The organism is Streptomyces lusitanus, from assembly GCF_042647945.1.
Taxonomy (GTDB): Bacteria; Actinomycetota; Actinomycetes; order Streptomycetales; family Streptomycetaceae; genus Streptomyces; species Streptomyces pseudogriseolus.
This window is the reverse complement of sequence record NZ_JBHRWL010000007.1, coordinates 258958-279226: the sequence shown is the minus strand read 5'-3', so window position 1 is coordinate 279226 and position 20269 is coordinate 258958. Positions and strand designations below refer to the sequence as shown.

Below are 20269 nucleotides of genomic sequence, written 5' to 3'. Positions count from 1 at the left end.
GCCCGGAGGTGAAATCCCCCGGTGGCGGGCGGGACGCGGAGGTGACGGAGCCCTTACGCCCCGCCGGGCGCTCTTGTGCGCGGCGGCCCGAGGGTTTTGGGTGGACGCGTCGACGCCGGCCGGGACGAACCCGCTCCGGGCCGGCGACATGGTGGTGTCTCAGGAGGATTCCCGCATGTCAGATCCGTCGAGCGGTTGTGCGCCGTCCCGCGCGGCCGTCACCGAGGCCGAGGCCGAGGCCCTGATACGGGGCATCTGCTTCAAGACCGGACCGCCCCGCCGTCTCGGCGTGGAGGTCGAATGGCTGGTCCACGAGTCGCGCGACCCGCGGCTCCCCGTCCCCCGTGAACGACTCGAAGCGGCTTACGCCGCACTGCGCGAGGTGCCCCTGCGCTCGGCGCTCACCGTCGAGCCCGGCGGCCAGCTGGAGCTCAGCTCCCCGCCCGCCGCTTCCCTCACCGAGTGCCTGACCACCGTCTCCGCCGACCTGGACGCCGTCCGCGCGGTCCTGCGCCGGGACGGTCTGACCCTGGCCGGGATGGGCCACGATCCCTGGCAGACGCCCCGCCGGTTCCTCCGTCAGCCGCGTTACGACGCGATGGAGGCCGCCCTGGACCGCACCGGCGCGGCCGGCCGGTTCATGATGTGCACCTCCGCCTCGGTGCAGGTGTGCGTGGACGCCGGCCACGAGGAACCCGGCCCGCTCGGCCACGTGCGCCGCTGGTGGATGGCGCATCTGCTGGGCGCGGTCCTGGTGGCGGTCTTCGCCAACTCCCCCGTCTCCGCGGGCCGGCCCACCGGCTGGCTGTCCACGCGGCAGCTGCGCTGGGCGCAGATCGGCGCGGGGCGGGCGGGTGCGCCTGCGCTGGACGCCGACCCGCGCGCCGCGTGGGCCCGGCATGTGCTGGACGCGCCCGTGATGTGTGTGCGGCAGGACGACGACGGGCCGTGGGAGGTGCCGGAGGATCTGTCGTTCCGGCACTGGACGCGCCGCGGGGCGCCGCGCGCGCCCACGCACGACGACCTGGACTACCACGTCACGACGCTGTTCCCGCCGGTCAGACCGCGCGGCCATCTGGAGCTGCGGATGATGGACGCGCAGCCCGGCGAGGACGGCTGGACGGTGCCGCTGGCCGTGACGGCGGCGCTGTTCGACGACGCGGAGGCCGCCGAGACCGCGTACCGGGCGGTGAAGCCGCTGGCCGAGCGGACGCGGGGCCTGGCCGCCCCGCACAATCCGCTGTGGCGGGACGCGGCCCGCGACGGGCTGGCCGATCCCGAGCTGCGGGAGGCGGCGGCCGTCTGTTTCGCGGCGGCGCTGGAGGCCCTGCCCCGGCTCGGGGCCGCGACCGCCGTGGTCGACCGGGTCGCGGCGTTCCGGGACCGCTACGTCGCCCGGGGCCGCTGCCCCGCCGACGACGTGCTCGACGCGTGGCGCGCGGGGCACGACGGGCGCACGGACGGATCCGGCGCGCCCCTGCTCACCACCCACCCGAACGGGAAGGACACCCCCTCATGACCGACCCCGCCCTCGACGCCGAGACCCTGCGCGAGCGGGCGGTCGCCTCGCTGGTCGTCGCGCGGGACCGCACCACGCTGCTGACCAGCTGTGTGGAGGACCCCGACCTGACCGCGCAGCACTCGCCGCTGATGTCGCCGCTGGTGTGGGACCTGGCGCACATCGGCAACCAGGAGGAGCAGTGGCTGCTGCGCGCGGTGGCCGGCCAGGAGGCGATCCGCCCGGAGATCGACAGCCTCTACGACGCCTTCGAGCACCCGCGCGCCGAGCGTCCCCGGCTGCCCCTGCTGTCGCCCGGGGAGGCCCGCCGGTACGCGGCCGACGTGCGCGGCCGGGCGCTGGACGTGCTGGAGCGCACGGCGTTCGACGGCACCCGGCTGACCGAGGCCGGGTTCGCCTTCGGGATGATCGCGCAGCACGAGCAGCAGCACGACGAGACGATGCTGATCACCCACCAGCTCCGCAAGGGCCCGGCCGCCCTCACCGCGCCCGACCCGGAGCCGGTGACGCCGTACACCGGGCCGGCCGAGATCCTGGTGCCGGGCGGCCCGTTCACCATGGGCACCTCGGCCGAGCCGTGGGCGCTGGACAACGAACGGCCCGCGCACGAGCGGGAGGTGGCGCCGTTCTGGATCGACGCCACGCCGGTCACCAACGGCGCGTACCAGGCGTTCGTCGAGGACGGCGGCTACGACGACCCGCGCTGGTGGACGCCCGAGGGCTGGGCGCACGTGCGCCGGGCCCGGCTCACCGCGCCGCTGTACTGGCGCCGGGAGGGCGGGCAGTGGCTGCGGCGCCGCTTCGGCGTCACCGAGCAGGTGCCGCCGGACGAGCCGGTGCTGCACGTGTGCTGGTACGAGGCGGACGCGTACGCCCGCTGGGCGGGGCGCCGGCTGCCGACCGAGACCGAGTGGGAGAAGGCGGCCCGGCACGATCCGGCCACGGGCCGCTCGCGGCGCTTCCCGTGGGGGGACGCCGATCCGACGCCCGAGCACGCCAACCTCGGCCAGCGCCATCTGCGTCCGGCGCCGGCCGGGAGCTACCCGGCGGGGGCGTCGCCGCTGGGCGTGCGGCAGCTGATCGGGGACGTGTGGGAGTGGACGGCGAGCGACTTCCTGCCGTACCCCGGCTTCCGGGCGTTCCCGTACAAGGAGTACTCGGAGGTGTTCTTCGGTCCGGAGTACAAGGTGCTGCGGGGCGGTTCGTTCGCCGTGGACCCGGTGGCGTGCCGGGGCACGTTCCGCAACTGGGACTATCCGATCCGGCGGCAGATCTTCTCCGGGTTCCGCACCGCCCGCTCGGTGGAGGACGCCTGATGTGCCGTCATCTGGCGTACGTGGGCCCGGCGGAGCCGCTGGGCGCGCTGCTGGCGGGGCCGCCGCACGGGCTGTACCGGCAGTCCTGGGCGCCGCGCCGGCAGCGGCACGGCACGGTCAACGCGGACGGCTTCGGCGTGGGCTGGTACGCCGACGGCGACCCGGTCCCGGCCCGCTACCGGCGGGCCGGGCCGATCTGGGCCGACCTGTCGTTCACGGACCTGGCGCGGGTGGTGCGGACCCAGGCGCTGCTCGCCGCCGTGCGGGACGCGACGCTCTCGGGCGCCGACGCGGAGGCGGCCGCGGCCCCCTTCGCGTCGGGGGCGTGGCTGTTCAGCCACAACGGGGCGGTGCCGGGCTGGCCGGGTGCGCTCGCGCCGCTGGCGGCCACGCTGCCCGCCGTCGACCTGCTGTCGCTGGAGGCCCGCAACGACTCGGCGTTCGTGTGGGCGCTGGTGCTGGCGCGGCTGCGGGCCGGCGACGCGATGGGGCAGGCGCTGGCCGACACGGTCGCCGAGGTCGCGGCGGCGGCGCCGGCGGCCCGGCTGAACCTGCTGCTCACCGACGGCGTCACCGTCACCGCCACCGCGTGGGGGGACACCCTGTGGTACCTCGCCCGGCCCGGCGGGGGAACCGTCGTCGCCTCCGAGCCCTACGACGACGACCCGCACTGGCAGGAGGTGCCCGACCGCACCCTGCTCGCCGCGAGCCGCACCGACGTGCTGCTCACCCCGCTCAAGGAGCCCCTCACGTGAGTCCGTTCCGTCTGACCCGCACCCTCCCCGAGGACGCCACCGGCGCCGCGCTGCGCGCCGACGTCCGCGCGGGACTGACCGGCAGCCCCAGGACGCTGCCGCCCAAATGGTTCTACGACGCCCGGGGCAGCGAGCTGTTCGAGGAGATCACCGCGCTGCCCGAGTACTACCCGACGCGCGCCGAGCGGGAGATCCTGCTCGCCCGCGCCGACGGGATCGCCGCCGCGTCCGGCGCCCGCACCCTGGTCGAACTGGGGTCGGGCTCCTCGGAGAAGACGCGGCATCTGATCGCCGCCCTCGGCGGGCTGCACACGTACGTCCCGGTCGACGTCAGCGAGTCCGCGCTGACCGGGGCCGGGCGGGCGCTGGCGGCCGAACGGCCGGGTCTGGAGGTGCACGCGCTGGTCGCGGACTTCACCGCGGAGCTGGCCCTGCCGGACACGCCGGGGCCGCGTCTGGTGGCGTTCCTCGGCGGCACCATCGGCAATCTGCTGCCGGCCGAGCGGGCCGCGTTCCTCGCCTCCGTCCGCGCCCTGCTCGCCCCGGGTGACGCGCTGCTGCTCGGCACGGACCTGGTGAAGGACGAGAAGACGCTGGTCCGGGCGTACGACGACGCGGCCGGGGTGACGGCGGCGTTCAACAAGAACGTGCTGAACGTCCTCGACCGGGAGCTGGGCGCCGACTTCGACCCGGACGCCTTCGACCACGTGGCGCTGTGGGACGCGGAGCACGAGTGGATCGAGATGCGGCTGCGCTCGCGCACCGCGCAGTCCGTGAAGATCCCGGCGCTGGAGCTGGTCGTGGACTTCGCGGAGGGCGAGGAGCTGCGCACCGAGGTGTCGGCGAAGTTCCGGCGGGAGGGCGTGCGCGCGGAACTCGCCGCCGCGGGGCTGGACCTGGCCCGGTGGTGGACGGACGGGGAGGGGCGGTTCGCGCTGTCGCTGAGCGTCGCCCGCTGACCGGCCACACCCCTCGGTGCTCTTCCGCCTAGTCGAAGGCGAGGGTCTCCGTGATGCGTCGGGCGGCCCGTTCGGCCTCCTTCCCGGGGTCGGCGCCGGTGAGCACCCGCGTCATGTACTCCTTGATCGGGTTGTCGGCCTCGACCGCGCTCCACCGGGGCGTGGCCGGGGTCGCCCGGCCCCGTGCGGCGCCCGCGGCCATGGCCCTCAGGCCCTCCTCCCCCGCGACCGAGCCGGCGAGGGAGGCCTTGTTGGGCACGTAGTTCATGGTGCGGGCCAGGTCGGTGTTCCACCGGGCGCCGGTGAGGGCGGCGACGACCTCGACGGCGGCGTCCTCGGCGTCGGTTCCGGCCGGGACGACGAGGTCGGAGCCGCCGGTGAAGACGGCGCCGGGACGGCCCGCCTCCTTGCCGGGGACGGGGAAGTAGCCGATCTTGTCCTCGAGTCCGGGGTTCTGCTGGACGATGGCGCGGACCAGTCCGGGGACGGCGACGATCTGCGCGACCCGCCCTTCCGCGAACACGCCGGCCTGCGGCGGGTGTTCCTCGTCGGCGTCGACGGGGCCGTCGCCGAGCCGCTGGAGCCGGCGGTAGAAGTCCATGCCGCGCAGGGCGGCCTCGCTGTCGAGGGCGCCGCGCCAGACGCCGTCGCGCTCGGTGGCGAGTTCACCGCCCTCCTCCCAGATGAACCCGGCCAGCGTGTACCAGTCCTGTCCGGCGAGGTAGATGCCCTGGGTGTCACCGGTGTCGAGGCGTTCGGTGGTCTCCAGCCACTCGTCGCGGGTCTTCGGCGGGGTGACGCCGGCCGCGCGGAACAGGTCCTTGCGGTAGACGACGACGCGGTTGGCGGCGTACCAGGGGATGCCGTACTGCTGGGAGCCCCAGCGGCCGGGTTCGGCGAGGCCGGGCAGCCAGTCGTCGCGGCCCCAGTCGCGCATGGACTCCAGGGTGAGGTCGAGCAGGCCGTCGCCCTCGGCGTAGGCGGACACCTGGGTGTTGCCGACCTCGATGACGTCGGGTCCGTCCGGGTCGTCGCCGCGCAGGGCCTGCTGGACCTTCTCGCCGATGCCGGTCCACTCCTGGATGCGGATGTCGAGGTCGAGCGTCTCGTGCTCGCGCTCGAACTCCTCGGTGAACAGGTCCAGGAAGTCCTGCGAGGCGCTGTGCTGCATCAGCCACACGGTGACGGTGCGCCGCTCCGCCGCGCTGTCGGACATCACCCCGCAGCCGGTGAGCAGGGAGGCGGACACACAGACGAGGGCGAGCAGGCGGCGTCTCACGTGGGGTCCTGGTTTCTGTCTGGCGGACAGGGCGGGGCCCGGCGTGGGGGGCGAGCCGGAGCTCGGACGGGTGCCCAGCATCTTGGTATGGACCAATGCCCGGGTCAAGGGCGTCAGGCGAACGGGGCCGACGCCTCGCGCCCGGACCGAGGGTGGGGCACGGTGGAGTGACGTGTGCCACAGGCGGTGGAGCCGCCGTGAGAGGAGCAAGCATGTCGAACCACACCTACCGGGTCACCGAGATCGTCGGCACCTCGCCCAACGGCGTGGACGAGGCCGTCCGCAACGGCATCGAGCGGGCGTCGCAGACGCTGCGCAATCTGGACTGGTTCGAGGTGACGCAGGTGCGCGGGCATGTCGAGGAGGGGCGGATCGCGCACTACCAGGTGGGCCTGAAGGTGGGCTTCCGGCTGGAGGAGACGGACTGAGCCGCCGTGGTGCGGCTCAGGTACGCCCCTCGCGCTCCTGCGCGTCCTTCAGTTCGTCCGAGGGGGCCGTCCAGCGCGCCTGGACGACGGTGAACCCGGCCCGGCGGGCGTCCGCGCAGACCAGTTCGTCGTCGTCCACCAGCATCCGCACCTCCCGGGTGCGGGCCAGGCGGCGCAGCACGGCCAGCTTGGTGATGCGGGCGGGCCGCCGGTCGGCGTTGCCGCGCATGTGCAGCTCCCCGTCGGGCAGGCCTTGGGCGGCCAGCCAGTCCAGGGTGTCGCGGCGGCAGCGCTCGGGCCGGCCGGTGAGGTACACGATGTCGCACACCTGGGCGCTCTCCCGGACCAGCGCGATCCCCTCGGCGAGCGGCGGGTCCTGCGGCGCGGCGGCGAAGAAGCCGTCCCAGTCGCGGGGCCTGCGCTCCAGGAAGTGCTGGCGGTGCGCGGTGCCGGCGAGGGTGTTGTCGAGGTCGAAGACGGCCAGCGGACGCCGGACGGGTTCGGTACGGTGGGTCACGCCCACACCCTAGACAGTGCGCGCAGGAATCCTGGCGGCTCCCCGGTGTTGAACCGGGTATGAGTTCCGTGATCGCCGCGACCCGCTTCTCCGTCCTGGACCGTTCACGGGTCCGTGAGGGGCACACCGCCCCCGAGGCCCTGCGGGACACGGTGGAACTCGCCCAAGAGGCGGAGCGGCTCGGGTACCACCGGTTCTGGGTGGCGGAGCACCACGGCGTGCCCGGGGTGGCCGGTTCGGCGCCGACCGTGCTGGCGGCGGCGGTCGCCGGCGCGACCCGCACGATCCGCGTCGGCACCGGCGGGGTCATGCTGCCCAACCACCGTCCGCTGGTGGTGGCCGAGCAGTTCGGCGTGCTGGCCTCGCTGTTCCCGGACCGGATCGACATGGGGCTGGGCCGCTCGGTGGGGTTCACCGACGGGGTGCGCAAGGCGCTCGGGCGCGACAAGGGCGACGCGGAGGACTTCGCCGGCCAGCTCGACGAGCTGCTCGGCTGGTTCCGGGGCACCTCCCCCACCGGGGTGCACGCCCGGCCGCCGGAGGGGCTGACCGTGCCGCCGTTCGTGCTGGCGATGGGCGAGGGCGCGGACATCGCCGCCCGCGCCGGGCTGCCGATGGTCATCGGCGACCTGCGCGACCGCGACCGGATGCGCCGTGGCGTCGACCGCTACCGCGAGCGGTTCCGCCCCTCCGCGTGGGCACGGGAGCCGTACGTGGTGATCTCGGGCACCGTGGCGGTGGCGGAGACGCCCGAGCGGGCCCGGCGGCTGCTGGTGCCGGAGGCCTGGTCGATGGCGTACTCCCGCACGCACGGCACCTTCCCGCCCCTGCCGCCTGCCGAGCGCGTCGAGTCTCTCGCCATGAGTGCCAAGGAGCGCGGATTCTACGAGGCGGGGCTGGCCGGACAGCTGGCCGGCGCCGAGGAGGAGGTGGAGCGGGAGCTGGAGACGGTGCTGAAGGACACCGGCGCCCAGGAGGTGCTCGTCACCACCAGCACCTTCGACCGTGAGGCGCTGCTGGACTCCTACCGGCGGCTCGCCGTGCTCGCGGGGCTGGACGGCGCGACGCGCCGGTGAGCACACCGGCGCGTCGCGGGGAGAGCGAGGACGGGGGCGCTACTGGCGGCCCCGGCCCGGGACGTCACGGCCACGGCCACGGCCCTGGGCGTCACGGCCCCGGCGGCCTTCGTCGTCGGTCATCTCCGTCTCGGCCTCGATGCGCTCCTTGCGCACCCGGCCGCGCACGGTCTCGTTCGTGACGGTCTCCTCGGTGGTCATCCGGACGCGCTCGACCGGCACGGCCTCGGTCGTCACCACGGGGCGCTCCTCGTGCAGCGTGACCTCGTGCTGGTCCTCCTTGAAGGCCGGCCCGGACATGGCTTCCTCACGGTTGGCGTCCGTGATCGGCTCGCGCTCCACGCGCACTTCCTCGTGGCGGACGGGGACGGTCTCCGTGACCTCCTCGGTCACCACGTACTTGCGCAGGCGCGCCCGGCCGGACTCGTGACGCTCGACGCCGACGTGCATGCGCTCCTCGGAGCGTGTCATCGCGTCGCCCGCGCCGCGCCTGCCGGTCTCGCCGCGGGACATGGCGCCCGCCGCGCCGGTGGCGGAGGAGCGTTCGGCCGTGGTGCCCTTGGCGCCCGCCGTGCCGGACATGCCGCCCTTCGTGCCCGTCATGCCGCCCGCGCCGGACGTGTCGCCGCGGCGTCCGGCCGCCGTGCCCGCGGCACCCGCGGCGCCCGCGGCTCCGGCCGCGCCCGCGGCGCCGGCGGTCCCGGCCTTGCCCGTGGTGCCGCCGCTGTCCTTGGGGTCGCCGAGCACGCTGTCCCAGTTGATGCCGTAGTACTCGTAGAGCCGGTGTTCCTCGTCCACCGACAGGTGGCCGCCCGCGTCGATGTCGACGCTCGGCGCGCCCTTCACCTTGTCCTTGGGGTAGGGCACCTCGAGGTGGTCCTGGACCAGGGAGGCGTCACGGATGGGTATGAACGACTCGCTGGAGCCGAACATCCCGGTCTTGACGGTCACCCACTCGGGGCGTCCACTCGCGTCGTCGAGGAAGACGTGCTTCGCGTCGCCGATCTTGTTGCCGTCCCCGTCGTACACGGGGTGATCCAGCAGGATCGAGATCTCTTCGCGGGTGATCATCTGTCATCACCCTCCTCTCGGGTCACTCCTCTCCGGTTCTCCTGATCAGGAGGTAAAAAACGGGACGAAAGTGATTAATCGCACTTTATTTTCCACAGTGCGACAGAACGGCTCGCCGGGCATGCGAGACGGGGCCGGAAGGAGCACCTTCTCCCGGCCCCGCCCGTCCGCACCGTCCGGCGAACGTCGATGGGGGCGGCTACCGCTTGCCCGCCTTGCGGGTCGCCCGCAGCCACTCCTTGTTCATGCCCGTGATGGAGGTCAGCGGGATGCCCTTGGGGCAGGCGGTGGCGCACTCCCCGGCGAGGGTGCAGCCGCCGAAGCCCTCCTCGTCCATCTGCGCCACCATGTCCAGCACCCGGGTCTCCCGCTCGGGCGCGCCCTGCGGCAGCACGTTGAGGTGGTTGATCTTGGCGGAGGTGAACAGCATCGCCGCGCCGTTGGGGCAGGCCGCGACGCAGGCGCCGCAGCCGATGCACTCGGCGTGTTCGAAGGCGAGGTCCGCGTCCGGCTTCGGCACCGGGGTGGCGTGCGCCTCGGGGGCGGATCCGGTGGGCGCGGTGATGTAGCCGCCGGCCTGGATGATGCGGTCGAAGGCGGAGCGGTCGACCACCAGATCCTTGATCACCGGGAAGGCGGCGGCCCGCCATGGCTCGACGTCGATGGTGTCGCCGTCCTTGAAGGACCGCATGTGCAGCTGGCAGGTGGTGGTGCGCTCGGGCCCGTGGGCGTCGCCGTTGATGACCAGCGAGCAGGCGCCGCAGATGCCCTCCCGGCAGTCGTGGTCGAAGGCGACCGGGTCCTCGCCCTTGAGGATGAGCTCCTCGTTGAGGGTGTCGAGCATCTCCAGGAAGGACATGTCGGGTGAGATGCCGTCCACCTCGTACGTGGACATGGCGCCGTCGGCGCCGGCGTTCTTCTGGCGCCAGACGCGCAGGGTGAGCTTCATGCGTAGCTCCGCTGGGTGGGGTGGACGTACTCGAAGACCAGGTCTTCCTTGTGCAGGGTCGGAGCCTCGCCGGTGCCGGTGAACTCCCAGGCGGCCGCGTAGGAGAACTCGTCGTCCTTGCGGGCCGCCTCGCCGTCCGGCGTCTGGGACTCCTCGCGGAAGTGCCCGCCGCAGGACTCGGTGCGGTGCAGCGCGTCGAGGCACATCAGCTCGGCGAGCTCCAGGTAGTCGACGACGCGGTTGGCCTTCTCCAGCGACTGGTTGAACTCCTCGCCGGTGCCGGGCACTTTGATCCGCCGCCAGAACTCCTCGCGGATCTGCGGGATGCGCTCCAGGGCCTTGCGCAGTCCGGAGTCGCTGCGCGCCATGCCGCAGAACTCCCACATCAGCTCGCCCAGCTCGCGGTGGAACGAGTCGGGGGTGCGGTCGCCGTCGACGGCCAGCAGCAGGTTCAGCCGGTCCTCGGTCTCGGCCAGCGCCTCCCGCACGGCGGGGTGGTCGCCGGTCACCTCGCCGAGGCCCGGGTTGCGGCCGAGGTAGTCGTTGAGGGTCGCCGGCAGCACGAAGTAGCCGTCGGCGAGGCCCTGCATCAGCGCGGAGGCGCCGAGCCGGTTGGCGCCGTGGTCGGAGAAGTTGGCCTCGCCGATCGCGAACAGGCCGGGGACAGTGGTCTGGAGGTCGTAGTCGACCCACAGTCCGCCCATCGTGTAGTGCACGGCGGGGTAGATCCGCATCGGCACCTCGTACGGATCCTCGTCGGTGATCCGCTGGTACATGTCGAAGAGGTTGCCGTACTTGGCCTCGACGGCCTTGCGGCCCATCCGCTTGATGGCGTCGGAGAAGTCGAGGTAGACGCCCTGGCCGCCGGGGCCCACGCCCCTGCCCTCGTCGCAGACGTTCTTGGCGGCGCGGGAGGCGATGTCACGGGGGACGAGGTTGCCGAAGGAGGGGTAGATGCGCTCCAGGTAGTAGTCGCGCTCGTCCTCGGGGATCCGCGCGGGCGGACGGGTGTCGCCCTTGGCCTTGGGCACCCAGATACGGCCGTCGTTGCGCAGCGACTCGCTCATCAGGGTGAGCTTGGACTGGTGGTCGCCGGTGCGCGGGATGCAGGTGGGGTGGATCTGGGTGAAGCAGGGGTTGGCGAAGTACGCCCCGCGCCGGTGCGCGCGCCAGATCGCGGTGGCGTTGGAGTTCATGGCGTTCGTCGACAGGTAGAAGACGTTGCCGTAGCCGCCGGTCGCGAGGACGACGGCGTCCGCGAAGTAGGTGTCGATCTTCCCGGTGATCAGGTCACGGGCGACGATGCCGCGGGCCCGGCCGTCGACGACGATCAGGTCGAGCATCTCGGTGCGCGGGTGCATCTCCACGTTGCCGGCCGCGATCTGCCGGCTCAGCGCCTGGTAGGCGCCGAGGAGGAGCTGCTGGCCCGTCTGGCCGCGGGCGTAGAAGGTGCGGGAGACCTGGACGCCGCCGAAGGAGCGGGTGTCGAGCAGACCGCCGTACTCGCGGGCGAAGGGCACGCCCTGCGCGACGCACTGGTCGATGATCTCGACGGAGATCTGCGCGAGGCGGTGCACGTTGGACTCGCGGGCGCGGAAGTCGCCGCCCTTGACGGTGTCGTAGAAGAGGCGGTGGACGGAGTCGCCGTCGTTGCGGTAGTTCTTCGCGGCGTTGATGCCGCCCTGCGCGGCGATGGAGTGGGCGCGGCGCGGGGAGTCCTGGTAGCAGAACTGGACGACGTGGTAGCCCTGTTCGGCGAGCGTGGCGCCGGCGGAGCCGCCCGCGAGGCCGGTGCCGACGACGATGACGGTGTGCTTGCGGCGGTTGGCCGGGTTGACCAGCTTGGCCTCGAAGCGCCGCTTGTCCCAGCGCTCGTGGACCGGCCCGGCGGGGGCCTTGGTGTCGGCGACCGGCGCGCCGGTCGTGTAGTCGGTGTACGAGGTCATGGTCAGCTCACCACTCCGGTCATGACGCCCACGGGTACGGCGACGAAGCCGGCCGTGAGCAGCAGCGCAAGGGCGTTGGCGGTGGTCTTCAGGGCGCGGTCGCGGGTGCGGCTGCCGGCGCCGAGGGTCTGGGCGGCGCTCCAGAAGCCGTGCCGGACGTGCAGACCGACGGCCAGCATCGCGACGATGTAGATGGTGTTGCCGTACCAGGTGGAGAAGGTGTCCACGACGTTCTGGTAGGGCTTGCCGTGCTCGAAGCCGCCGGAGTGGACGGTGCCGGTGGTCAGGTCGAGCAGGTGCCAGACGATGAACAGGGCGAGGATGACACCGCCCCAGCGCATGGTGCGCGTGGCGTAGCTGGCCCGCGCCTTCCTGTGCACGTACTTCGTCGGGCGTGCCTTGATGTCGCGGCGGCTGAGCTGGTAGGCGGAGACGGCGTGGGCGACGACGGCGAGGACGAGGACGACGCGGATGACCCACAGCGTCCACTCGTAGTGCATGAACGGCTCGCCGATCGTGCGCAGCCAGTGGGCGTAGTGGTTGAACTCCCCCGCCCCGAAAAAGATCTTCAGATTCCCGATCATGTGGACGACCAGGTACAGCAGCATGATCAGGCCGCTGACCGCCATCACTGTCTTCTTGCCGACGGTCGAGTCCCACACGGTGCGTGCCATGGACGGCCGTCGGTCCGTCCGCGTTGCCAGAGCCATGTCAGCAGACGCTAGAGCCGAAGGGCCCCATCGGTCCAAGACATGGTGCGGCTCGATTCGATAGGGGCCTCCTATCATGGCCGTATGCAGTTCCAGCAGCTCCAGTACTTCGTCGCCGTCGCCGAGACCCGGCACTTCACCCGGGCCGCAGAACTGGTCCACGTCGCCCAGCCGTCGCTCTCGCAGCAGATCAAGGCGCTGGAGCGGGAACTGGGCGCGGATCTGTTCCGGCGGGCGCGCGGGAACATCACGCTGACCGACGCGGGCGAGGCGCTGCTGCCGCTGGCCCGGCGGATCCTGGCCGACGCCGACACCGCCCGGCACGAGGTGCAGGAGGTGGCGCAGCTGCGCAGCGGGCGGGTACGCCTGGGCGCGACCCCGAGCCTGTGCACCGGCCTGCTGCCGGACGTGCTGCGCGCCTTCCACGACCGCTACCCGGGCGTACGGCTGCTGATCGAGGAGGGCGGCTCCCACGACCTGGTGCGCGAACTGGCCCGCGGCGCGCTGGACCTCGCCCTGGTGGTGCTGCCGCTGCCGACGCCCTCCCCCGCGCTGACCACGGTGGAGCTGCTACGGGAGGACCTGGTGGTCGTCTCCTCCCCGGACGCCCCCCGCCCCGGCCGGGGCCGGCGCGCGGTGCGCATCGCCGACCTGGAGGGCGAACGCCTGGTGATGTTCCGGCACGGCTACGACCTGCGCGAGCTGACCGTGGCCGCGTGCCGGGCGGAAGGCTTCGAGCCGGAGTTCGCGGTGGAGGGCGGCGAGATGGACGCGGTGCTGGGGTTCGTACGGGCGGGGCTGGGCGTCGCGGTGGTCCCCCGCATGGTCGCCGCCCGCTCCGCCCACGGCCTCCACGTCACGCCCCTGGCACGCCCGGGCCTGCACCGCGCGATCGCCCTGGCCCACCGCAGCGACGTCGCGCCGCCACGGGCGGCACGGGAGCTGCAGCGGATGCTGCTGGAGCGGTGAGGGTGCCCTCCGGGCGGGGGCGGGTCGAGGTGCGGCGCCGCGTCCGGGCGGGCAGGACGCGACACCGTGTCCGGGGCGGGCCCGGGCTCGGCACGCGTTCGGGCTCAGGCGCGTCGGCCCGTGCGCCTTTACGGACGCGCCGCCGGGTGACGCGACCGCGGACTCAAGACAGCAGTGCCGGCCTCAGTACCGTCTCGCACCACTCCCGGAAGCCCGTCGGGGCGGTGTCGGGGGTGCTGGGTTGCGTGGGGCCGTAGAAGCCCTGGGCGTCCATCGCCGTCGCCATGTCCGCCAGGCCCTGGGCCATCGCCTCGCTCGCTCCGGAGCGCAGGGCCGCGGCGCGGTAGTCCTCCGGGGTGATCCGACGTACCCGCACCGTGCGGCCCAGCACCTCGGAGAGGACCTGGGCCATGCCCTCGGGGGTGAGGTCGTCGGGGCCGATCACCGGGACGTCCGCGCGGCCGGTCCAGGAGGTGTCGAGCAGCAGGCGGGCGGCCGTCGCCGCGATGTCGGAAGTGGCGCACGTACGCAGGACCCGGTCCACCGTCAGGGGCATGTAGAACTCGCCGGAGCGCAGAGCCGCCGCCTGGCCGAGCAGGTTCTCCATCAGGAACGGCGGACACACCGCCCGGTAGTGCACGCCGGTCGCCGCGATCCGGTCGTCCATGGCCAGCGAGGCGGACACCTGCCCCGCGTTCTTCGCGACCCCGCGCCCCGCGGTGGACACGGCGACGACCCGTTCGACTCCCTTCCCGAGGCCGATGACCTCGCACAACGGCAGGGTGAAGTCGCGGAAGTGGCCCTCCACGCCGTCCGCGCCCGGCGCCGGCGGTACCAGCCAGAACACGCGGTCGGCTCCGGCGCACGCCGCGCCGAGGACCTCGGGGTCGGCGTGCGAGCCCCGGAAGATCTCGGTCCGCTCGCGTGCCTGGGGCGTGAGGCGGCTCGGGTCGCGGGCGATCACGCGGACCTGGGTCGTTCCGTCCGTGGCGTCGAGGACGTGGTCGAGGACCTGCCGGCCGATCTGGCCGGTGGGGGTGGTGATGACGATCACTGGAGCTCCGGTACACGGGAGAATCGGGTGGAGGGGCGCGTCGGCCTGGAGGGCCCGCGCGCACCTTCATCCTGTGGCCCGGGCCACCTGAACTGAAGGATCGATCCGCTCCCGGTCATTACCCTGGAGGCAATACCGACGGAAGGGCGGAACCCCGATCGTGGACTCCCGTTCGCTGCAGTACTTCGTCGCGGTCGCCGAGGAACTGAACTTCGCCCGTGCCGCCGAACGGCTCGGCATCTCCCCGCCGCCCCTGTCCCGGGCCATCCGCAAGCTGGAGGCCGAGCTGGGCGTCACCCTGTTCGAGCGGACCACCCACCAGGTCACCCGGACCCCGGCCGGGGACGTGCTGCTCAGGGAGGGCCGGCTCGCGCTGGACGCCCTCCAGGCGGCCGGGCGGCGGGCCCGGCGCGCGGCGGAGCGGCCGGAGCTGATCCTGGCCGTGAAGGCGGACGGGGACGCCGGCCTCCTCGAGCCGATCCTGGAGCGTTACGCGTCCGAGCCCGGGTCGGTGCCCGTCACCGTCCGGCTGTGCGGCTGGCAGGAACAGCCGCGGCTGCTGCGCTCCGGCGAGGCGGACGCGGCCCTGGTCCACGCGCCCTACGACCGCACCGGCCTGGACACCGAGACCCTGGCCGTCGAACCGCGTCTCGCCGTCCTCGCCGCGTCCCACCCGCTCGCCGCCCGCGACCGCCTGGAACTCGCCGACCTGGGCCTCGGTCCGGACACCGTGGACCGGCACATCGACCGGACCCGCCAGGGCCTTCAGGACCTGGCGCAGCTGCTCGCGGTCGTCGCGCTCGGCGAGGCCGTCACCCTGCTCCCCGCCTCCCTCGCCACCCGCTATCCGCGGCCCGGTGTCGCCTACCGGCCGGTGCCGGACGCACCGCCCGTCGTGCTCGACCTCGCCTGGCCGCAGCAGTCCCGCTCGACGGCGACCGCGGCACTGGTGCGCGCCGCGACGGCGGTGGCCGACGCCGCCCGCACCGGAACCTCAGGGACCTAAGGAACGTCCGGCGGCACCGGCGTGCCCTGGTGGTAGTACATGCGCCAGCCCGCTTCCTCGTCCCGCTTGCGCCACAGCGAACTGCGGCGGGCGCGGCGGCCCTCGAAGCGGGTCTCGTAGGTGAGGTGCACCAGGCCGGGCGCGAGGAGGACGCCGGTGATGTCCGAGGGCTCGTAGAGCGCGCCGTCCGCCGAACTGCCCGGATGTTCGGCGAGTTCGGCGACCATCACCTCGTACGTGTAGTGCCGGCCGGAGGCACCCACCTCGGTGAACTCGGGGTCCAGCAGGCGCAGCGTCTGGGCGCGGGAGGCGCGCACGGCCGGGTCGAGGAGGCGCAGTTCGCCCTCGATCGCCGCCCGGACCGCCTCCGCCGCCTCGTCGGTCACCGTCCCCGCCTCATCCCGTCGCGTCCACCAGGGCCAGCTCGTGCAGCCGGTCCGGCGGGCCCGGGCGGGCGTAGTACCAGCCCTGGGCCGTGTCGCAGCCGAGGATGCGCAGCTGCTCGGCCTGCGCGCCGGTCTCCACGCCCTCCACGGTGACCGCGAGGTCGAGGCTGTGGGCGAGCGCGACGATCCCCTCCACGATCTTCAGGTCGACCGGGTCGGCGGGGAACTGCTGCATGCTCTGGGTGAAGGAGCGGTCCAGCTTGAGGACGCTCACCGGGAGGCGGCGCAGGTTGGCGAGGTTGGAGTAGCCGGTGCCGAAGTCGTCGAGGGCGATGTCGACGCCCATCTCGGCGAGCCGGCGCAGCGGCTTCAGCAGGTCGTCGTCGGCGCCGATGAGCGCGGACTCGGTGACCTCCAGGCACAGCGCGTCGGGGGTGACGCCGGTGCGTTCCAGGATCTCGACGGTGTCCTGCACCAGGCCGGGGTGGGTGAGCTGGCAGGGCGACAGGTTCACGTTGATGCGCAGCGGGCCGAGCGCGTCGCCGCCGTTGGCGTCGCGCCACTCACGGGCCTGGCGCACGGACTGCTCCAGCACCCAGCGGCCGAGGGGCACGATCAGCCCGGTGTGCTCGGCGAGCGGGATGAAGCGGTCCGGGGAGAGCACCCCGTGCTGCGGGTGGAGCCAGCGCACCAGCGCCTCCGCGCCCCGGACGCTGCCGTCGCCGAGATGCACCAGCGGCTGGTACTCGATGAAGAACTCGCCCCGGTCCAGGGCCGTGGGCAGGGCCGTGGTGAGGCCGTGCCGGGTGATGGCGCGGGCGTCGGCCTCCGGGTCGGCGAGCTCGAACCGGTTGCCGCCCGCCGCCTTGGCCCGGTACATCGTGATGTCGGCGCTGCGCAGCACCTCCGCCGCGCTGCGCTCCCCCGCCGGGCCCTCGACGATGCCGATGCTGCCGCGCACGGTCAGCTCCCGGCCGTCGACGCTGATCGGGGCCAGCAGCGCGTTCATGATGCGGCCGGCCAGCTCGTCGACGGTGCGGCGGGTGTCGGGGCCGGTGGTGAGGGCCACGAACTCGTCGCCGCCGAGCCGGGCCACCATCTCGCCGGGCGCGGTGGCGCAGGACTGGAGCCGGTCGGCGACCTCGACGAGCAGCCGGTCGCCGGCCGCGTGGCCGAGGCTGTCGTTGACGGTCTTGAAGCCGTCCAGGTCGAGGTAGCAGAGCCCGAACCGCTGGCCGGGGCCGGCCGCGAGGGCCTTCTCCAGGCGCTCGAAGAAGAAGGTGCGGTTGGGCAGCCCGGTGAGCGCGTCGTGGGTGGCCTCGTAGCGCAGCCGGAGGTTGAGCAGCCGCCGCTCGGTGGTGTCCTCCATGAGGGCGAGCTGGTACTGGGGCTCGCCGTCGGCGTCGCGCAGCAGGGAGACGGTGAGGTTGGTCCACAGGACCGTTCCGTCGGGGCGGTAGAAGGCCTTCTCGAGGTGGTAGTGCTCGCGCTCGCCGCTCACCAGCTCCGCGTAGAGCCGCCAGGTCTGCGGGGCGTCGTCGGGGTGGGTCCAGTCCTTGACGTTGCGGCCCAGCAGGGCCTGCTCGGTCAGGCCGAACATGCGCCCGAGCGCACCGTTGACCTGGAGGACGTTGCCTTCGAGGTCGGCGATGGCGATGCCTATCGCCGCGCCTTCGAACACCGCGCGGAACCGGGTCTCGGTGGCGTGCAGGGCCTGCGCCACGAGGCCCTGCGCCTCCAGCGCGGCCTTGGCGATGGCCTCCTGCTCGGCCAGCGTCCGCTCACGCAGGGCCTGGGCGAAGCCGGCCGCCATGGCGTGCTGGAGCCGCGCGCTGCGCGCCCTGAGGGTCTCGCGGTCGCCGTCGCCCCCGCAGTAGAGGACGAGGTAGGCGTCGACGCAGTCCAGGGTGTGGCTGAGCGCCTCGGGGTCCGTGCAGTCCGCGTCGACCAGGGCGCTGCCTGCCGCCCGGCCCGCCTCCGCGTCGAAGGACCGCGCGCGCAGCGCCTCGCTCAGCCGCCGCGCCACCGGGAGCAGCCGCTCCTCGAACTCGGGGCGGGTGGCGGCGGTCGAGGTCACCGGGTACACGGCCCGGCTCCAGATCGTCGCGAACCGGCGCAGTCTGCCCTCCGGCCCGTCCGGCTCCGCGCTCACGCCGTACGCCCCACGCCCGCGAGACCGGAGAAGGCGTAGGGATCCTCGTCCTCCGGTGCGGTGTCGGGACGCCATCGCGGCATCGGCACCAGTCCGGGTTCCACCATGTCGTACCCCTCGAAGAACCGCGCGATCTCCTCGCGCGTGCGCATGATCAGCGGGTTGCGCATGTCTCGGTACACGTCGACCGCCCCCTCGGCCCGCTCCGGCGGCAGCGGGATGCCCTCGTACGCCGCATGGGTGAGCACCAGCATGCTGCCGGGCGCCAGGGCCTCGCTCAGCTCGGCCACCGCCCCGTACGGGTCGTCCGCTTCTTCCACGAAGTGAAGTATGGCAACGAGAAGCAGCGCCACCGGCCGATTCAGGTCGATCAGTTGGCCGACTTCGTCACTGCCGAGAATTTCCTGCGGCTTGCGGAGGTCGGCGGCGAGGATGCCGGTGCGGTCGTTGCCCTCCAGCACCACTTTGCTGTGCGCGACCGCCACCGGGTCGTGGTCCACGTACATCACCCGGGCCTCGGGGTCGGCCGCCTGGGCCACCTCGTGCACGTTCCCGAACGTGGGGATGCCGGAGCCGATGTCGAGGAACTGGGTGACCCCCTCGGCGACCGCGAAGCGCACCGCCCGCCGCATGAACGCCCGGTTCGCCTGCATGACCTTGGGCAGCCCCGGCATGAACTCCATGGCCTTGCGCGCGGCTTCCCGGTCGACCTCGAAGTTGTGCGAACCGCCCAGGTAGTAGTCGTACATCCGGGAGACACTGGGCACCGTGATGTCGATGCTCCGTGGGGCCCAGGCGGGACGCTCCATGTATCTCTCCAACACGTAGGCGATCCGGTGTTCGAGCAGAGGCTACTGATCGCCCGCCAACAGGGCGACCCCAAACGGAAATTGACCATCCGTTCCCGGTCACTGCCTCTGGCACGTGCCCGCTTTGCGGGCGCACATGATCGTAACGTGACGTGATCACGTCACTCCGGAGGGTTCCGGCGCGCGGGAGGAACCGGGCCAAAGGGTCCGCCCCTCCGCGCGATACGCGAAGGGGCGGACTCAGGGACGGCGGCGCCGGGGTCGGCACCCTGGGGAGGTCGTCACTTCTCCGGCGCGCCGACCGGCTTCCCGTCGGGCCGCACGGCGTACCAGGTGCCGCCGACGCCCTGACCGTTGGTGTCGCCGGGGGCCTTGTCGCCGGCGAAGGTGTAGATGGGCCAGCAGTTGATCGTCTGCTGCTCGGCGCCGTCGGGCCGGGTGAAGGTCATGTAGCCCTTCTTCTGGATGCCCTTGGTGTCGTCGAAGTCGACCGGCGAGACGACCGGCCACTTCTTCACGCAGTCGCCGGTGCAGTTCGAGACGGGCTCCGGCCACGCCTCGTCCTTCATGAAGCGGTAGACCGTCATGCCCTTCTCGTCGACCACGATCTCGCCGAGCTTCGGGTCCTCCCGGGTCGACAGACCCGGCAGATCGGCCGACTGGGCCTTCTTGCCCTCCGGGGTGAACGCGAACCACTTGCCGCCCACACCCTGGCCCTTGACGTCACCGGCGTTGACGTCCTTCACGTACCGGTACGCCGGCCAGCCGTCCACGGTGAGCTGCTTGGTGCCGTCGGCGCGGGTGATCTCGCCGAGCAGCGCCTTGTCGATGCCCTCGCCCGCCGAGGCGTCGTCCGCGGGCACCGGCGGCCAGGTCTTCGCGCAGTCCCCCTCGCAGTTGGACGTGGGCGGGTTCGCGGAGTCCTGGTCGAACCGGTAGAGCGTCAGGCCCAGTTCGTCGGTCACCACCTTGCCGAGCTTGGCGTCGGTGGCCACGTTCAGCTGCCCCGGCGTGTTGGCCGGCTGGCTCGGGGCCGGGGAGTTCTGGCCCGCCTGTGCGCCGCTGCCGATCCCGCCGAGGTCACCCGGCGCCGTCACCCCCACGTTCTGACTGGAGGGCGGCTGGGTGTCCTGACCGCACGCCGTCGTCAGGCTCAGCACCGCCGCGGCGCTCACCACCAGTGAGGCGGTCCGCCAGGAGGTCTTCATCGTCAACTCCAGATGATCGCAGAGGTTTTCGCAGCGCCCTGCCGCGCCGCCGCTCGACGAGGGGTACGCACGGCGGCACAGGTTGTGTTCAACGGCGGCCCGTTTTTCTTTTCTTAACTCCTTCGTGGCATTCCCCTCGCTCTCGTGCGTGACCAGGCTC

The 20269-nt window shown here is 72.9% G+C and carries 19 protein-coding genes; 8 read left to right on the top strand and 11 right to left on the bottom strand.

What is annotated here, in order from left to right; all coding sequences use genetic code 11:
- Positions 1-175: 175 nt before the first annotated feature.
- Genes egtA through egtD form a run of 4 tightly spaced genes read left to right on the top strand, consistent with a single transcriptional unit; the run spans position 176 to position 4549 of the window.
- Entirely contained in the window at positions 176-1519 is a 1344-nt protein-coding gene (egtA, locus tag ACFOSY_RS13085) for an ergothioneine biosynthesis glutamate--cysteine ligase EgtA (RefSeq protein WP_394306941.1), read from the top strand.
- Entirely contained in the window at positions 1516-2835 is a 1320-nt protein-coding gene (gene egtB / locus ACFOSY_RS13080) for an ergothioneine biosynthesis protein EgtB (RefSeq protein WP_394306940.1), read from the top strand. Before egtA ends, egtB begins: the two co-directional genes overlap by 4 nt.
- Positions 2835-3590 carry an ergothioneine biosynthesis protein EgtC gene (gene egtC, locus ACFOSY_RS13075; RefSeq protein WP_394306939.1) on the top strand — a complete coding sequence of 252 codons (756 nt, stop codon included), beginning with the start codon at positions 2835-2837 and terminating at the stop codon, positions 3588-3590. The genes egtB and egtC overlap by 1 nt, the downstream gene beginning before the upstream one ends.
- Positions 3587-4549, top strand: coding sequence for an L-histidine N(alpha)-methyltransferase (egtD, locus tag ACFOSY_RS13070; protein WP_394306938.1), 963 nt, complete (start codon positions 3587-3589; stop codon positions 4547-4549). The genes egtC and egtD overlap by 4 nt, the downstream gene beginning before the upstream one ends.
- A gap of 28 nt (positions 4550-4577) precedes the next feature.
- Here the strand turns inward: egtD and ACFOSY_RS13065 are convergent, their stop codons facing one another.
- Positions 4578-5828 (bottom strand): extracellular solute-binding protein, encoded by a 1251-nt coding sequence (locus ACFOSY_RS13065; RefSeq protein ID WP_394306937.1) that lies wholly within the window; start codon positions 5826-5828, stop codon positions 4578-4580.
- A 212-nt stretch (positions 5829-6040) separates the two neighbouring features.
- Between ACFOSY_RS13065 and ACFOSY_RS13060 the strand changes: the two genes are divergently transcribed.
- Positions 6041-6256 (top strand): dodecin, encoded by a 216-nt coding sequence (locus tag ACFOSY_RS13060; RefSeq protein WP_006131712.1) that lies wholly within the window; start codon positions 6041-6043, stop codon positions 6254-6256.
- Between the two features lie 16 nt (positions 6257-6272).
- Here the strand turns inward: ACFOSY_RS13060 and ACFOSY_RS13055 are convergent, their stop codons facing one another.
- Positions 6273-6773 (bottom strand): phosphatase domain-containing protein, encoded by a 501-nt coding sequence (locus ACFOSY_RS13055; RefSeq protein WP_394306936.1) that lies wholly within the window; start codon positions 6771-6773, stop codon positions 6273-6275.
- 59 nt (positions 6774-6832) lie between these two features.
- On the opposite strand from ACFOSY_RS13055, the gene ACFOSY_RS13050 reads away from it, so the two are divergent.
- Positions 6833-7849 (top strand): LLM class flavin-dependent oxidoreductase, encoded by a 1017-nt coding sequence (locus ACFOSY_RS13050; RefSeq protein WP_394306935.1) that lies wholly within the window; start codon positions 6833-6835, stop codon positions 7847-7849.
- Positions 7850-7888: 39 nt separating this feature from the next.
- Here the strand turns inward: ACFOSY_RS13050 and ACFOSY_RS13045 are convergent, their stop codons facing one another.
- From ACFOSY_RS13045 to ACFOSY_RS13030, 4 genes are all read right to left on the bottom strand, one after another.
- Positions 7889-8920: a DUF2382 domain-containing protein gene (locus ACFOSY_RS13045; RefSeq protein ID WP_394306934.1), complete on the bottom strand. Its 1032-nt coding sequence runs from the start codon at positions 8918-8920 to the stop codon at positions 7889-7891.
- Positions 8921-9119: 199 nt separating this feature from the next.
- Positions 9120-9869 carry a succinate dehydrogenase/fumarate reductase iron-sulfur subunit gene (locus tag ACFOSY_RS13040; protein ID WP_394306933.1) on the bottom strand — a complete coding sequence of 250 codons (750 nt, stop codon included), beginning with the start codon at positions 9867-9869 and terminating at the stop codon, positions 9120-9122.
- Complete coding sequence (locus tag ACFOSY_RS13035; protein ID WP_394306932.1) at positions 9866-11815, bottom strand: fumarate reductase/succinate dehydrogenase flavoprotein subunit; 1950 nt, start codon at positions 11813-11815, stop codon at positions 9866-9868. Before ACFOSY_RS13035 ends, ACFOSY_RS13040 begins: the two co-directional genes overlap by 4 nt.
- Positions 11816-11817: 2 nt before the next feature.
- Positions 11818-12489, bottom strand: coding sequence for a succinate dehydrogenase (locus ACFOSY_RS13030; protein WP_394307358.1), 672 nt, complete (start codon positions 12487-12489; stop codon positions 11818-11820).
- 120 nt (positions 12490-12609) lie between these two features.
- Between ACFOSY_RS13030 and ACFOSY_RS13025 the strand changes: the two genes are divergently transcribed.
- Complete coding sequence (locus ACFOSY_RS13025; RefSeq protein WP_189482260.1) at positions 12610-13494, top strand: LysR family transcriptional regulator; 885 nt, start codon at positions 12610-12612, stop codon at positions 13492-13494.
- Between the two features lie 163 nt (positions 13495-13657).
- Here the strand turns inward: ACFOSY_RS13025 and ACFOSY_RS13020 are convergent, their stop codons facing one another.
- On the bottom strand, positions 13658-14548 hold the full coding sequence (locus ACFOSY_RS13020; RefSeq protein WP_394306931.1) for an NAD(P)H-binding protein: 891 nt from the start codon (positions 14546-14548) through the stop codon (positions 13658-13660).
- Positions 14549-14708: 160 nt separating this feature from the next.
- Between ACFOSY_RS13020 and ACFOSY_RS13015 the strand changes: the two genes are divergently transcribed.
- Positions 14709-15554 (top strand): LysR family transcriptional regulator, encoded by an 846-nt coding sequence (locus tag ACFOSY_RS13015; protein ID WP_394306930.1) that lies wholly within the window; start codon positions 14709-14711, stop codon positions 15552-15554.
- Here the strand turns inward: ACFOSY_RS13015 and ACFOSY_RS13010 are convergent.
- From ACFOSY_RS13010 to ACFOSY_RS12995, 4 genes are all read right to left on the bottom strand, one after another.
- Positions 15551-15940 carry a nuclear transport factor 2 family protein gene (locus tag ACFOSY_RS13010; RefSeq protein ID WP_394306929.1) on the bottom strand — a complete coding sequence of 130 codons (390 nt, stop codon included), beginning with the start codon at positions 15938-15940 and terminating at the stop codon, positions 15551-15553. The two genes, ACFOSY_RS13015 and ACFOSY_RS13010, sit on opposite strands and share 4 nt — an antisense overlap.
- Positions 15941-15950: 10 nt before the next feature.
- Positions 15951-18092, bottom strand: coding sequence for a putative bifunctional diguanylate cyclase/phosphodiesterase (locus tag ACFOSY_RS13005; protein ID WP_394306928.1), 2142 nt, complete (start codon positions 18090-18092; stop codon positions 15951-15953).
- Positions 18089-18901: an SAM-dependent methyltransferase gene (locus ACFOSY_RS13000; RefSeq protein ID WP_394306927.1), complete on the bottom strand. Its 813-nt coding sequence runs from the start codon at positions 18899-18901 to the stop codon at positions 18089-18091. Before ACFOSY_RS13000 ends, ACFOSY_RS13005 begins: the two co-directional genes overlap by 4 nt.
- A gap of 281 nt (positions 18902-19182) precedes the next feature.
- Entirely contained in the window at positions 19183-20109 is a 927-nt protein-coding gene (locus ACFOSY_RS12995) for an SCO0930 family lipoprotein (protein WP_394307357.1), read from the bottom strand.
- Between the last annotated feature and the right edge of the window lie 160 nt (positions 20110-20269).